Raw genomic sequence first — 15,174 nt, 5'->3', positions numbered from 1 at the left:
ACAAGTTTTTTGCTGTACTTTTAAGTTCATTATAAAGCGTGTCAAAATCATTCTGATAGTTTTTCCGAGTGTATCTATTAGAAATAATAGAATTCTGGTTAACTCAATATGCCGCAAGAATTTAATTCCTAATCCCTTACCTTCATAGGCACCTTCAATAATTCCTGGAATATCTGCAACCGTAAAGCTTTGATAATCTCGATATCTAACAATTCCTAAATTTGGTTCAAGTGTTGTAAATGGGTAATCAGCAATCTTTGGTTTTGCGGCTGAATATTTTTGAAATAAGAGTAGATTTACCAGCATTCGGAAATCAACTAGTCCAACATCTGCGATTAACTGCTCAAAATTAATTTTCGTTGTTCTCCAGGTTTTCCATTGTTGCAAACCTTGGGGTTCTTCTTGTTGGAGTTGCAAAATTACTATTCCCCTTTCCACCTGTACCCCCTTTGCAAATTCAACTTTTATTTGCTTCGGATAGATCTAACAAAACTTCTTCTGTTTCCTGACATCTTTAACAATAGTTCCAACTGGAACTTTTGCATGACCTATATCCTCACCATTTTCCATCTTTTAATGATGCGCGGTTTTCCGTCACCCGCAAAAATTTTTTATATCTAAAATCTAAAAGAGTTGATAAGTTTGGTTGTGTTTCAAAAATTACACTTCCATCAACCGCCATTTCCTCGGAAGGACCGCCCTTTGGAACAAATTTTTTTCCCTTCGGAACGCAACGGCTCCATTGCCGCCTTTACCTGATCCAACTTCAATTTGACAAAATCAATAAACATTATTTCTATACATTAAATAATTTAGCTACCGCACTGATAATGAACTTGCATCGCGGCTATGGTTTGATACGAGCATATTTAAAAATATTTTCTAAAATTGTTGAGGCTTCTTCATACGTATTACACCTAGACATTTTTCAACTGTATTTGCAAAATCTTCACTATCAAATTAAAAAGGGTTCTTAATAATTCTATCTATTTCTTTTTAGAAAGATAAATAAATATATCATCGCCTCGTTTTTTTTTATTGTTTCGGTGGAAGTTTTCAGTCCTTCATCTTCATCTTGGTGTCATCCACCCCAAGTAAATCTTTTTCAAAATCTAATTTTTCTATTGGTATCTCATTTTCTAATTCTTCAATAATTGGCAGTTCGTGTTCAAACTCTAATACATTTCAAATCTTCAGGAATGCTTTCATCAAATTCTGGTTTTTATCTATTACTACGGGAGTATCATCATCAATAGATATTTCGGAGCTCGTTGTCGTAAAAAGTTCAGCAGGTCTTCCTGCTCCTTTTCATCGAGATAATAATTTCATCAGATTTGTCTTTTCAATTTCTTCCGTTAAATGTGCAGAACTTCTTCTTCATCAATTGATTTTATTAAAGTTGTTTCATCATCATCGACGACATTTAATTCACTAACTAGTTCAGTGTCTTCAAAATGAGTTGCTCGAGTCTATCTCAAGTATGTCTGAATTTTCATCTAATTCCTTTGATTCAGTTTCAACATAGTTAACCTCATCATTTTGTAATCTCAGATTTTTCAGGTTTGGATAAGGGTAAAGCTTCTTCAATAACCTCTAAAGGGAGTTTCTCCAACAACATCAAGTAGCTGTCTTGGGTTTGAATCTCATTTGATTCCTTATAGTTTCAAGAAGACTCTCATCCACTGCTGAATCGATTTCCAGGATTTAAAGTTCAATGTCTGTCTCATTATCTATTGGCTCTTTTCATCAATAAACTCATCTTTAAGTGGGTTTTCAAAATGCTTGTCGCTGACTATTACTTCAACTCCATAGTCTGCATCAACAAATGGAGAATCAATACTTAATGTAGAGTAAAGTACTTTCCTAATATCTTCAATATCAACTTTCTTTTTTGATGAACTAGAGTAGGCTCGCTTTAACTTAAGAGAAGTTCAGTAGGTTCTTTTCCTTTAGAAAATTTTCAACTGATTCGACAGAAACACTAGATTTATTTAGACCTCCAACACTAAAATAATCTGCAATCGCATATAGTGCATTATCCACTAGTTTACTTTGATGAAACTATCGACTCGCGATCAATCTTATTTACAATTAACTCAAACTCCGTAACCGTAACATTTAAAATCTTTTTCTTTGATAAATAAGCCAGAAAAACATTATTCAGATATTCATAATAATAGGTATAGTTTAACATCAAATTAAGTTCATTAATTGAAACTGATTTGTTGTTACCAAATTAATTTGAGAGCGACCATTTTGGACGAACAACATAATTGGCATTGAATGAAACTGCCTGAAGTATAATGTTTTTTATATCCTCAAAGAAATCTTTTATTTTTTTTAATTTCATTCCCGATGAGAGTAAAATAATTAGAAATTTCTGTCCCTGAATAATCAAACGAGAAATTTTCAATTAATTTTTCCCGATCTTCAGAAATAAGGTAATCAATTTCACCTTCCACATATTTTTTTTATGGATGGATGTATATCAGTTGAAAGAAATTTTTCAACAGTTATAAAGGATCCAAGATCTTTTACTTTATTTAAAAGTAAAATCACTTATAAATTTTATTTCGTTTTCAAACATATAATTCTCTTCTAGTTTGATTGTAGGGCTAAATATAAAAAATCCCGATTAAAGACTAAACCATACTTTGGTTAGTAAATCGGATTTCAAGTAAATCTTTCCTAAATCATCTTAATAAAATCATTTTCCTAGAATTAACAAAACTACCAGCCTGTAATTTATAAATGTAAACGCCGCTTGCAAACTTTGAAGCATCAAATACCTTCTCATATCTTCCGGCTTTCATATTTTCATTAACTAGTGTTGTTACTCTCTGTCCAAGAATATCATATATCTCCATGCTAACTAATCCATCTTCCGGAAGATCGAATTTTATTGTTGTAATTGGATTGAAAGGGTTTGGGGTAGTTTTGTTCTAAAGAAAATTTTGTTGGGGTACCTATTTCAACTTCAATTGTATTTGAGTATTCAAACATTCCATTGTAGTCTATTTGCTTTAATCTGTATCGATATTTCCCAGCGCCCAAATTTTTATCAATAAAAGAATAGATATACGGCTCAGTAGAAGTTCCTCTCCCATCCATAAAGCCTATCTGGTTCCATATCCTTTTGTCATTTGATTTTTCAATTTCAAATCCTTTATTATTCAATTCGGTGACAATCTTCCAATGTAAAATTACTTTATTATCATTGTATGTACCACTGAATGAAGTTAATTCTACGGGCACATAACTAGTATCAAAATAGCTGTATATTAAACCATTGTAACCAATTGCATAGCCTAAATAATTTAACTGGGCTTGAAATTTTCTTAAACCTACATTTCTTAAGCCTAATATTTCTTGCCAGGTATCACCGCTGTCATTTGTTTCATATACCCCATCTCCCATAATAAAACCATAGTATCTGAAAGCCAGCCGAAATTCCTTATTATGTATTGTGAATTTATCTGCTCAATCCAAGTATCACCCGAATCGTCTGATTTATATAATGACAAAAATTCTATTATAAATCCTTTCAAACCATTAAAATAAATATCGTTACTAAAAGACAGGTATATCCGTTCTCTGAATCCAGTTTTGCCCTCCGTCATTTGTTTGCCATACATACCTGCTTGTTGCCCACCCGTTTAAGCTGTCAACAAAATATACTTGTATAACTATCTGCCGGTAGCGTTATCTGTGTAATCCAATTCTCTCCTTTATCTGTAGTTTTATAAATTGTACCGCTGTGTATTGCCCAACCAGTATTTTGATTTATAAAAAAATATTTTCCCTGCTCCTGTAGTTCCATTCGTAGGATACCAACTCTCTCCTCCATCTGTTGTTTTGTATATAGAATTGCTGGCCCCTATAAATCCGGTTAAACTGTCAAGAAATAATAAATCAACTCCATCCGGTGCACCAGTAACAATTTCCCAGCTTATTCCTCCATCTATACTTTTGTACAATCCATTATTGTTAGAATAACCAAAACTACTTATTACAAATCCTTTCTGTTCATTTACAAAAAATACATCTGAGAAATTGTCGTTTATTATCAGCCGATTCCATATATCTAAATTTCCTTCTGCCTTATTTATCTTCAATCCGTTTCCCGCACTGTAACCAATATTATTTTGTTTCATAAATTGTAATTCATAATTATCTGTTATTCCTTGTAAAGTGGTCCAATCCTGTCCTCTATTCGTTGTTTTCCTTGCAGATACATTTGTCATTACTAAATAGCCAGTATCTGGATTTACATATTGGATACAGTTAACTGCTTCAAAAGTTAATGGTCCTCCATTTACCCACGTGGATCCACCATCGCTGCTGTAAATATTTTTACCTCGATAGCTTGTTCCACCATATCCTGCAGCAGCTATATGCAGACTGTCTATTGCATCAATACTAAATAATGCCTGGTTATCTCCGGCTTGTATTATTTCCCAGTTATTTCCGCCATCAGTAGTTTTTAATACTTTACCGTTTGCCGCAATAAAGCCATACTGTTCGGTAAGAAAATCTATCCACCAGTAATCAGAAGTGTAGCCAGGTGTAAATATTTGTTGCCAGGTTTGCCCGGCATCGGTTGTTTTAACAAGTGAATTAGAAGTTCCACAAGCCAAACCAAGAGTATCGTTTAACATCTGCAATCCCCATAAGTCACCTGATACGCCGCTCGGTATTTCTGTAAATGTTTCTCCGCCATCTGTTGAGCGGAGAATTATTCCTCCAAATCCGCTGGCAATAACTATTTCTCCATTAGAGCTTTTAACTTTTAGTATAGGATTTGTTGTGTTCGTTTCCTTTGTTGCCCACGTTTGTCCGCCGTCTGTTGTTTTAATTAATGCTCCTAGATTTCCACAAGCCCAGCCTGTATCTTTATTTACAAAATGAATACCCAGGTAATCTACTCGGGGAATTTTGGGATTGAGTTCTGTCCAAACGCCTGTGCTTTGTAATGGAAATAATCCTCTCTTTATTTCATTAAGGTTTTTGCCGGCATATTTTTCATCGTAGATAATATATTTTCCATTTTGTTCTATGCCCCGCCTATATTGTGTTGGCCTGGTTGTATCTGTTAAGGATTGGTTTAAATTTTCTTGCGGATAAATAACTTGACTAATTAGAAGTGATAACAGAAGAAAACTAAAGTTTTTCATTTTTTATTCCCGTTGTCTAATACAAACGTAAGGAATGAAAACTATATAGGCAATTTTTTTTAGATGAATTTTTCAAAGATTTTAAACAAAAAAAGGCGATTTAAATAAATCGCCTTCGTATAATATTTCTTATCTGCTAAGCTTCAACTTCTTTAGATTTTACTTTTGCAATCATAAAGTCTCTGTTCATTCTGGCGATATTTGTAACAGAAATACCTTTAGGGCATTCAGCTTCGCAAGCATAAGTATTTGTACAGCTTCCAAATCCAAGATCATCCATAACTTTTACCATTTTCTCAACTCTCATGTAATCGTTCAGGGCTGCCCTTGCGGTAGCAAAGCGTACTGAGAAACTTTAGCAGAAACAAATAACATAGCACTTGCATTTTTGCAGCTAGCCACACAAGCTCCGCATCCAATACAAGCTGCAGCATCCATTGCTAAACTTGAAACTTCTTTTTGGATCGGAATTGCATTTCCATCGGGAACTCCACCCGTATTTATTGAAACATATCCCCCAGCCTGAAGTATTTCATCAAAACCAGATCGATCAACCATCAAATCTTTTATAACAGGAAAAGCCTTAGCTCTGAATGGTTCAACCCAAATTGTTTCACCATCTTTAAAATTACGCATGTGTAACTGGCAAGTTGCAATTTTGGGTAATGGACCGTGGGCGTGCCATTTATAACAAGTCCGCAAGTTCCACAAATACCTTCGCGGCAATCACTTTCAAAATGTATTGCTTCTTCGCCTTTTAATTCGAGAGTATTATTTAACTCATCAAGCATTTCAAGGAAAGATGCATCAGGAGAAACCTGAACTTTGTATGCGGCAAAACTACCTACAGATTTATTGTTTTTCTGTCTCCAGATATTAAGCGTAAGGTTTAATTTCTTTGCTTCCATTATTTGTAACTCCTAATAGCCTGTTTAACATTTTCATAATACAATTCTTCTTTGTGAAGATTCCATTTATTCTCGCCTGCAAACTCCCACGCAGCAACGTAAGAATAATTTTCATCATCACGTTTAGCTTCGCCGTCTTCAAATTGATATTCTTCACGGAAATGTCCGCCGCAAGATTCTTTTCGATCAAGTGCATCAAGTGCCATAAGTTCGCCAAGCTCAAAATAATCAACTAATCTACCAGCCCGCTCTAACGTTTGATTTACATCATCACCACTACCAGGAATAGTAACATTTTTCCAGAATTCTTCTTTTACTTTTCTTATTTCTTCGATTGTTTTTTCAAACCAGCTTCATTTCTTCCCATACCAACATTATCCCACATAATTCTACCAAGCTGTTTATGTAAATCATCAACAGTTCGATTTCCTTTATGGAAAGAAGTTTGTTTGTTAAATCTGTTACTTCTTTAGCAACTTTTTCAAATTCAGGATGATCAGTTTTTACTAAAGTTGGTTTATCGCCGGCAAGATAATTTCCCATTGTGTAAGGAATAACAAAATAACCATCTGCCAAGCCTTGCATAAGTGCAGATGCACCCAAACGGTTTGCACCGTGATCTGAGAAGTTTGCTTCTCCAAGTACAAATAATCCGGGAACATTACTCATTAAATTATAATCTACCCACAATCCGCCCATTGTATAATGCGGCGCGGGATAAATCATCATTGGAGATTTGTATGGATTTTCTCCTGTAATTGTTTCATAGATCTCAAACAAATTACCATAACGTTCTTCAATTACTTTTTGTCCCAAACGATTTATTGCATCCTTAAAATCAAGGTAAACAGCCTCACCGCCTTTTACACCTCTTCCTTCATCACAAACTTCTTTTGCTGCACGTGATGAAATATCTCTTGGAGCTAAATTTCCAAACGAAGGATATTTTCTTTCAAGATAATAATCTCTTTCGTCTTCAGGAATATCAGAAGGATTTCTCATATCCCCTTTTTTCTTTGATACCCAAACTCTTCCATCATTACGTAAAGATTCACTCATCAATGTAAGTTTAGATTGTGATTCGCCGTGTAATGGTAAACAGGTTGGATGGATTTGTGTAAAACAAGGATTTGCAAAATAAGCTCCGCGTTTATGTGCACGCCAGATTGCAGTTGCGTTACAGTTCATTGCATTTGTTGATAAGAAAAACACGTTTGAGTATCCACCGGTTGCAAGTACAACTGCGTGTGCGGAATATTTTTCAATCTCACCAGTTAATAAATTTCTTACAACAATTCCTTTGGCAGCGCCATCAACAACTACAACATCAAGCATTTCTCTTCTTAAATACAATTTAACAGAACCTTTATCAACTTGTCTGTTTTAAAGCACTAACTGCACCAAGTAACAATTGTTGACCCGTTTGGCCTCTTGCATAAAAAGTTCTGGAAACCTGCGCACCTCCGAATGAACGGTTATCAAGTAATCCACCGTAATCTCTAGCAAATGGAACACCTTGAGCAACACATTGATCAATAATGTTTCCGCTTACTTCTGCAAGACGATGAACATTTGCTTCACGTGCACGAAAATCTCCGCCCTTAACCGTATCATAAAATAATCTATAGGTTGAGTCACCATCATTTTGATAATTCTTGGAAGCATTTATTCCACCTTGAGCAGCAATACTGTGTGCTCTTCTTGCACTATCGTGAAAAGTAAACGCCTTAACATTATATCCAAGCTCGCCAAGTGAAGCTGCGGCTGAAGCACCAGCTAAACCTGTTCCAACAACAATTATATCAAATTTTCTTTTGTTAGCAGGATTAACCAGTTTCATGTTGAATTTATGGTTAGTCCATTTTTCTGAAATATTTCCTTGGGGAATTTTTGAATCTAGCTTTGCCATTAGTTACCTCCTCCTAATAAAAAATAAAGTGGCATTGAGGCAAATCCTAAAGCCATAATAATTGCATAAACAGTTCCAAGTTTTTTAATTATTGGAAAATATTTTATGTGATTCCAACCAAAAGTTTGGAATGCACTTTGGAAGCCATGGTTAAGATGAAATCCTAAAAGTAAAACTGCGATTATGTAAAGAATAGCATACCACCAAATATTAAAAAAGTAAACAACAACATCGTAATATTGATGGTGAGTTGCATAACCTAATGGATCGTAAATGTTAAATCTCCAAAAAAATGTTCCTAAATGCAGCACAAGAAAAATGAAAACTATTGAACCCGTAACGAACATTGTTCGGGAAAATAATGTACTGTTTTCTGAAGAGCCATTTACCTTGTACGTAACTCCGCGTGCTTTTTTATTTTCGATCCACAATCTAACTCCGTTAAATATGTGCAGAACAAAAACTGCAAGCAGAACAACCTCAATAACTCGAATCAACGGTTTGATTGTATCGAGTGCTGATACATAGGCATTAAAAGCACTTGGCCCAAAGAACAAAGTTATATTTCCAATCAAATGAACGATTAAAAATATTAGCAGAAAACTCCCTGTAACAGCCATCATAAATTTTTTGCCGATAGAAGAGTTTAAGAATTTTAAAAACCAGCCCATTAAAAGCTCCTTTTAATTGAAGAATGATTTATAGCTGATGTGAAATTAAAGTTTAAATTTTGAAATGTGTGTGAACAAACGGGTGAATAAGATTTTAGGATTTTAATCAGAAACATCTGCGAATAAATAAAATTGATAATTAACAATAAATCTTACATGCAACTTAGAAAAAAAAGTTATAGGTGGAAAGTAAATCCATAATTTTTTTTAAGATTGTTTGAGGTAAAAAATATTAAACTTATTTTAGGCATAGTTCTTTGAATCAATTTACGGTGTCCCAATCCCCAGTTAAACGGGATAATGGGAAATTATAGGGAAGTATGGTGAGATGTATTTTGTCATCCTAAACCTGACTGCCGTAAGGCAGGCTCGTTTCTGTATCTAAAGATTCCGAAACAAGTTCAGAATGACTAATTACAAATCAATTCCGTCGCTGTCGCGCAACTGTGAATAGCAACTTTGTTGCAATGTTAAATTTTAGATCTTAAATGATCAATGAATCTCATTTAACACTTAACATTGAGCATTTTGTTAGAAGCCAGGAGACCTGCCGTAGATAATAATTAATCAACCTTCGCGCAAAAGGTAAGGTTTACGATGGTCTCTTAAAATCTCCATTCGTTTTATCTAAACTTTTTAATCCGCGAAGTTACTTTTAACATTTTTATATGGAGTAACTTCAATGCACAAAACAATATTTCTCTTTGCTCTTTTTCTTTTCAGTTTTCATCAAACTTTTCCTCAAGAATCTATTATTCAAAAACCGATACGGCTGGATATTATAAACTTAGTGAAGTAGTAGTTTCTGCAACAAAAACTAATGCTAACATATTGCAGCTTGCGAACTCAATTTCTGTAATTGATGCTGAACAAATTATAAACAGCAACTCAAATAATGTATTTGATGTACTAAGAAACGAAACCGGCATCAGTTTTACAAGACAAGGCGGTAATGGAACATTATCAAATATTTACATTCGCGGTTCAAACTCATCGCACACTTTGGTTTTGATTGATGGCGTGGAAGTTAATCTTACTAATGACCCTTCAGGTGTTTATGATTTTTCCGCATTACCTGTTGATAATATTGAACGGATCGAGGTCTTACGCGGTCCGCAATCAACACTTTACGGATCTGATGCACTTGCTGGAGTAATCAATATCATTACAAAAAAAGGCGATGGTTCTCCAAAATTCTCTTTACTGACAGAAGGCGGCAGTTACAATACTTATAAAGGAGTAATTGGATTAAATGGATCAACTCATAAATTGAAATATTCCCTTGCACTGAGCAGAACAGGCAGCGATGGATTTTCTGCAGCCTCGGAAAAATATGGCAATACTGAAAAGATGGTTATACTTTTAATAATTTTACTTCTGTTTTGGGATATGATTTTAGTGAAAATGCAGAGATAAATCTCTACACAAGATTTTTAAAATCAGAATCTGATAATGATCAATTTGGCGGAATGTTTGGTGATGACCCAACATATAAAACGAAGCAAGAAGAATTATCTGCTCGCGGGGAAGGAAAAATAAAATTATTAAATGGTGATTGGAAACAGAAACTTGGCTTAACTTTTATTAGAAATGTTAGGAAAAATTCTTTTGATACTTCATCTACCAGCGCTTATTATTCTAATGCTTTATATGATGGAAGAAGATATAAAATTGATTGGCAAAATGATTTTCAACTCAATAAAGCAAATCTTTTAACAGCCGGAATTGAATTTGAAATTGAAGAATCAGCTTCAGAATACTACTCATTCAATTATATTTTGCTTCCGGATTATGCAAGTGTTATTCCAAAAAAAGATGCTAATACAATTAGTGCATTTTTACAGGATCAAATAAAATTTGAGGAAAGTTTTTTTATAACTCTGGGTACGAGAATAGATCACCACAATAAATTCGGTTCTCAATTTACTTACAGAATTGCACCTTCATATATGCTTTGGGAAACGGGCACAAAATTTAAAGCAACAATTGGAACTGGTTTTAAAGCCCCATCATTATACTATTTGTATGACCCTGCTTATGGAAATGAAAATTTAAATCCTGAAGAAAGTTTTGGTTGGGATTTTGGTATTGAGCAATTTTTATTCAAACAAAATTTTTCTCTGGGAACAACTTTTTTCTATAATAAGTTTAGTGATATGTTTGGCTTTGATTATACAACTTTTAAAACTATTAATATTAAACAAGCGGTAACAAAAGGGTTTGAATTATTTCTACAAGCAGAGCCACTAGATGACTTGAGGCTAAAAGCCAACTATACTTTTACTGATGCACGAGATGTTAGTCCAAACTCTTCAGATTTTGATACTAAGTTGCTACGCCGTCCAAGAAATAAAGTCGGATTGTTTGCAAGTTATTCATTTGTTCCAAAGACAAATGTTAATGCAGAAGTTATTTGGGTTGGACCAAGAGAGGATATTGATTTTTCCACATATCTGAGAACGGAGCTTAAAGGATATGTCCTTCTTAATTTAGCTGCCCACTATGATGTTTTTGATTTCTTAAGAATAAATGTCCGGGTCGAAAATCTTTTAAATACTGATTATGAAGAGGTATTTGGTTACGCCACTCCGGGTTTATCGTTTTATGGCGGAATTAAGTTGAGTATAGAGTAAAAATTATGTAAAAAGATTTTTTTTGAATTTTTAATTTTGACTTTTGAATTATTTAACCTTTATCTTTGAACTAATTATAAACAGAAATATTTTTTATAAGATTTTAATTGAAAGGAAACACGATGACTGATCAAATGAAGAAAATTACGCCAAACTTTTGGGTAGTTGCTCTGATGGTTTTTGCAGCAGCTTTTGTAAGATTACTTCCACATCCACCAAACTTTGCACCAATAGCTGCGATGGCTTTATTTGGCGGTGCGTATTTTAGCAAAAAATCTTTTGCGTTTGCAATTCCACTTATTGCAATATTTTTAACAGACTTGATAATTGGAATTTATTCCTACGCTTGGATTGTATATATAAGCTTTGCTTTAATTGTTGTACTAGGAATTTTTATGTTGAAAATAGTGAGTGTAAAAAAATTAATATTCGCTTCAGTAACAGCTTCAATTAGTTTCTTTGTAATTACAAACTTTGGAGTTTGGGCACTCGGAACATTGTATCCCAAAACTCCCGCAGGATTAATGGCAAGCTACACAGCAGCAATTCCGTTTTTCCAAAATTCTTTAATTGGAGATTTATTTTTTGTTGGAGTGATGTTTGGAGTTTATGAGTTAATAAAACATAAAGTTCCAGCGCTTGCAAAAGTAAAAGCTTGACCTCACCCTTTGTTTCCCTCTCCTTGGCAAGGAGAGGGATTAAAAACTGATTCAGAAATGAATCGGGTTTTTGTTTTAAACTTAATAATTACTTCAGCAACAACATTTTTTTACTGTTAGTATACCCATTTACGTGCAAAGTGTAAATGTAAATACCGCTTGGTAAGTTTGCTGCCTTAAATTCAATTGAATATTCTCCAGCAGCTTTTGTTTCATTTACTAACTCTGCGACTTCACTTCCTAAAATATCAATCACCTTTATTTTAACTAAACCCTCATCTTTCAATATATAGTTAATAATTGTACTTGGATTGAAAGGGTTAGGATAGTTTTGTTAAAGAACTATTTTTTCAGGAACTATTTCTTGCTTTTCATTCACCGAAACTATTGTGTCATATTGTATCCCATCTATTATAGCTCCCTGTAAAATCCAATAACTCCATTCATAATGTCGTTCCTCAATAAGACCAATACCTTTAGCAAGTCTTGCACCATAAAACCAAATTGTATCTCCATCCGCAGTTCCTCCATAGTCAAATTCCATAACATCACGGGGCTGACCAAATATGTTCATTATTCTTATTCGGTTAAAACGAACAAATTGTTCAAGATATAACCCATCACAAATTTTCCAAATAGTATTATCAGTTTCATTTAGATGGAAAATACTGGCCTCATAAGGTGTATTTCCACCACAAGTATCACCCCAAAATGGTCCGCCATATCTTGCTATAACTCTTAATAAAGAATCAATCCTTTTAGGTACGATAGATGAAATATTATATAAATTCACCAAACTATAATAATAATATCCATCTATGACCGTATCTCCAATAATTTTTTCTGTAGAAATAGCATTACTTTCATTTCTATATTGCCATAAGTTGCCAATCTTTAAAGGAAAAAAATCTTTTTTTGTAGTATCAATTTGGGGATAAATAAGTGATGTTATCATTAAAGCAAAAAGAAGATAAATAATTATCCAAACTCTCATTACAATCTCTTTAAAAATTTAATGTCAACTAAAGAATATTTAAATGTAAAATCAAGTAATCGACAAAACAAAAAGAATTACAACAATTTTTCTAAATACTAAATACTAAAATTTATTTCTTCCTCTTCCCTCTTTGATAAGCAAGCATAACAATTTTCTTAAGCGCCATTCCGTAAGACAACCCACCATAACTTGCAGAGCGCATAAATCCTGCGCCTTCTGTTAAATCAGGATTTGGATTTACTTCCAGTACAAAAACTTCTTCATCACTGTTTACACGCATATCAACACGGGCATAATCCCGTGTGCCCATAACTTTAAATGCTTTAAGCGCAGTTTCTTTTAGTTTATTTTCCAATCTCATAGGAATTTTTGCAGGACAAATCGGAATTGTTTTATGATATGATTCGTGGTGCGGATCCCACTTAGCCTGGTAACTAACAATATTATGAAGATGATCAGGCATTTTACTAAAATCAATTTCACTAATTGGTAAAACTTTTGGTCTTAAATCGCCCATAACAGAAACATTAAACTCTCGTCCTTCAACAAATTCTTCCACCAAAGCAGGCTGAACAAAATATTTAAAAACATATTCCAATCTTTTTTTAAGAGCTTCCTTGTTGTACACAATAGATTCATTTTCGATACCAACGCTTGCATCCTCAAAAGCAGGTTTAACTATTACAGGAAATTTTGGATTAAGATTCATCTCGTCTGGCATTTCTTTAAAAAGTTGGTATTTGGCAGTATTAATTCCATTATAGTTAAGCAACTTTTTTGTAAGAAATTTATTTTGGCAATTTGCAAGAGTTAAAGCCGGGGCTCCTGTATATGCAACACCTAATAATTCATAAAGCCCAACCATATTCATTTCCAAACGCGGTCTATCTTTATAAATCTCAACAAAATTAAAGATTACGTCAGGTTTGCTTTTTTTAATTTCATTTAATAAAAGATGAATATCATCCTTAAGATTTAATGTGTGAGCATCAAAACCAAGCTTTTTAAGCCTTTTTGTCATAATCTCAAACTCTTCCATTGGAGTAAGTTCATCAACTTCAAAATAAGGTATAAAATCAAGCTCAGGAGTTGGTTTAATCGTTTTGTGGTAAAACTCGGCGTGTGCCTCATTATAGAGTACTAAAACTTTTAATTTTTTTTCTTTCATATTTAAAAAATACCCAAAATCACTTGTAAAAAAAACTTCATTTGATAATGTTTACACTGTTTCAAAATCAATAAAAGATAAAATGAGTTTTTACCCACAACCTTATAAATATCAATGCGGACCATTCGCACTTAAATATGCACTTGTAATGTTAGGAAGATTTGAAAGTGAAAATCAAATTGGAATTAAAGCAGGAAGTACATGGTGGTATGGTACTGATGAAATCGGTTTAGCAAAAGCAGCCAAATTTTATAATTGCAAGATGAAATATTTCCGAAGGGAAAAACCAGATGATGCAATTAAGGCTTTGGTTGAACAATTAAAGAAAGGTTACCCCTGTGTTCTTAGTGTTGATAATTGGGAACACTGGTTAACTGTTGTAAACTATCAACAAAGAAAATTTATTGTAACCGATAGCTCGCTTGATAAAGTTGTAACCATTTACACACCAAACCAACTCTTAAAAAGATGGAAATATTTTGAGGAAGAGGATGAGGAAATTAGTTATGATGGTTATGCAATAATTCCACAATATAAGGTTACTACAAAGGCAAAGTTTACTTTGGAGCAGGCAAGATTTGTTATGGATACTCGCAACCAAAAACTTGCAAATAAATGGGATACTTATTTTAACGATATGATTGCTATCTGCCATCCAAGGCACGCAAATGCAACTCATTTAATCTCTTTCAGAGATTTTTTAAGGAGATTTGAAAAGGTATTAGTAACACAAGTTGCTAATTGGCACGGCTCACCAAATCACAGAGAGTTAAAAAGATATTAAACAACTTTCAGTTTATGGCGGATGTGTATGATCTTGTTATTCACGCAGATGAACAGAAAAAAGCTTTGATCGATCTTGCCTCTATTTTAATGATGTATGCATGTGGTAAATATGGGATGGATGAAATATACTAGTTCAATTCATGTTTTGGAAAAAATGTTATTTCGAAGGAGTCCTCGACTGAGAAATCTTTATCAATAAATAATTCAGATTTCTCCCTCCTGCCTACCGCAGGTAGTTCGGTCGAAATGACTACCAATATTCTTTTTAT

The 15,174-nt window shown here is 33.6% G+C and carries 13 protein-coding genes, 4 pseudogenes and 1 riboswitch; of the genes and pseudogenes, 4 read left to right on the top strand and 13 right to left on the bottom strand.

All coding sequences use genetic code 11. The features are described from left to right. From obgE to IPJ23_01385, 10 genes and pseudogenes are all read right to left on the bottom strand, one after another. A pseudogene (obgE, locus tag IPJ23_01430) lies at positions 1–771 on the bottom strand (GTPase ObgE). 678 nt (positions 772–1,449) lie between these two features. Then, positions 1,450–1,587 carry a hypothetical protein gene (locus IPJ23_01425; GenBank protein ID MBK7629383.1) on the bottom strand — a complete coding sequence of 46 codons (138 nt, stop codon included), beginning with the start codon at positions 1,585–1,587 and terminating at the stop codon, positions 1,450–1,452. A 460-nt stretch (positions 1,588–2,047) separates the two neighbouring features. Next, complete coding sequence (locus tag IPJ23_01420; GenBank protein MBK7629382.1) at positions 2,048–2,194, bottom strand: hypothetical protein; 147 nt, start codon at positions 2,192–2,194, stop codon at positions 2,048–2,050. A gap of 42 nt (positions 2,195–2,236) precedes the next feature. Beyond that, complete coding sequence (locus IPJ23_01415; protein ID MBK7629381.1) at positions 2,237–2,413, bottom strand: hypothetical protein; 177 nt, start codon at positions 2,411–2,413, stop codon at positions 2,237–2,239. A 280-nt stretch (positions 2,414–2,693) separates the two neighbouring features. Beyond that, positions 2,694–2,912, bottom strand: a complete 219-nt coding sequence (locus IPJ23_01410; protein MBK7629380.1) for a T9SS type A sorting domain-containing protein — start codon at positions 2,910–2,912, stop codon at positions 2,694–2,696. Continuing rightward, positions 2,869–3,417: a hypothetical protein gene (locus IPJ23_01405; protein ID MBK7629379.1), complete on the bottom strand. Its 549-nt coding sequence runs from the start codon at positions 3,415–3,417 to the stop codon at positions 2,869–2,871. The genes IPJ23_01410 and IPJ23_01405 overlap by 44 nt, the downstream gene beginning before the upstream one ends. Positions 3,418–3,740: 323 nt before the next feature. Further along, positions 3,741–5,174, bottom strand: coding sequence for a hypothetical protein (locus IPJ23_01400; GenBank protein MBK7629378.1), 1,434 nt, complete (start codon positions 5,172–5,174; stop codon positions 3,741–3,743). Between the two features lie 136 nt (positions 5,175–5,310). Further along, positions 5,311–6,082: pseudogene (locus IPJ23_01395) on the bottom strand (succinate dehydrogenase/fumarate reductase iron-sulfur subunit). Beyond that, positions 6,082–7,991, bottom strand: a pseudogene (locus IPJ23_01390) (fumarate reductase/succinate dehydrogenase flavoprotein subunit). Before IPJ23_01390 ends, IPJ23_01395 begins: the two co-directional pseudogenes overlap by 1 nt. Continuing rightward, the gene (locus IPJ23_01385) at positions 7,991–8,662 is read right to left on the bottom strand and encodes a succinate dehydrogenase cytochrome b subunit (protein MBK7629377.1); all 672 of its coding nucleotides are present in this window, start codon (positions 8,660–8,662) and stop codon (positions 7,991–7,993) included. Before IPJ23_01385 ends, IPJ23_01390 begins: the two are co-directional and overlap by 1 nt. A gap of 253 nt (positions 8,663–8,915) precedes the next feature. Then, positions 8,916–9,232, top strand: a riboswitch (cobalamin riboswitch). A 261-nt stretch (positions 9,233–9,493) separates the two neighbouring features. On the opposite strand from IPJ23_01385, the gene IPJ23_01380 reads away from it, so the two are divergent. The 3 genes from IPJ23_01380 to IPJ23_01370 all read left to right on the top strand — a co-directional run bounded on the left by IPJ23_01380 (position 9,494) and on the right by IPJ23_01370 (position 11,954). Then, positions 9,494–10,078, top strand: a complete 585-nt coding sequence (locus tag IPJ23_01380) for a TonB-dependent receptor (protein ID MBK7629376.1) — start codon at positions 9,494–9,496, stop codon at positions 10,076–10,078. Next, complete coding sequence (locus tag IPJ23_01375; protein MBK7629375.1) at positions 10,045–11,295, top strand: TonB-dependent receptor; 1,251 nt, start codon at positions 10,045–10,047, stop codon at positions 11,293–11,295. The genes IPJ23_01380 and IPJ23_01375 overlap by 34 nt, the downstream gene beginning before the upstream one ends. A 134-nt stretch (positions 11,296–11,429) precedes the next feature. Next, positions 11,430–11,954 (top strand): hypothetical protein, encoded by a 525-nt coding sequence (locus IPJ23_01370; protein MBK7629374.1) that lies wholly within the window; start codon positions 11,430–11,432, stop codon positions 11,952–11,954. An 88-nt stretch (positions 11,955–12,042) separates the two neighbouring features. On the opposite strand, the gene IPJ23_01365 is transcribed toward IPJ23_01370, so the two are convergent. The 3 genes from IPJ23_01365 to IPJ23_01355 form a co-directional block, all read right to left on the bottom strand. Then, positions 12,043–12,255 (bottom strand): T9SS type A sorting domain-containing protein, encoded by a 213-nt coding sequence (locus tag IPJ23_01365; protein MBK7629373.1) that lies wholly within the window; start codon positions 12,253–12,255, stop codon positions 12,043–12,045. Positions 12,256–12,288: 33 nt separating this feature from the next. Continuing rightward, on the bottom strand, positions 12,289–12,948 hold the full coding sequence (locus IPJ23_01360; protein MBK7629372.1) for a hypothetical protein: 660 nt from the start codon (positions 12,946–12,948) through the stop codon (positions 12,289–12,291). 112 nt (positions 12,949–13,060) lie between these two features. Further along, positions 13,061–14,119, bottom strand: coding sequence for an ATP-grasp domain-containing protein (locus IPJ23_01355; protein ID MBK7629371.1), 1,059 nt, complete (start codon positions 14,117–14,119; stop codon positions 13,061–13,063). 82 nt (positions 14,120–14,201) lie between these two features. On the opposite strand from IPJ23_01355, the pseudogene IPJ23_01350 reads away from it, so the two are divergent. Next, positions 14,202–15,037: pseudogene (locus IPJ23_01350) on the top strand (hypothetical protein). The last annotated feature ends 137 nt before the right edge of the window (positions 15,038–15,174 follow it).

It is taken from the genome of Ignavibacteriales bacterium, assembly GCA_016709765.1.
Lineage (GTDB): Bacteria > Bacteroidota > Ignavibacteria > Ignavibacteriales > Ignavibacteriaceae > IGN3.
This window is presented reverse-complemented; position numbering and strand designations above follow the sequence as displayed.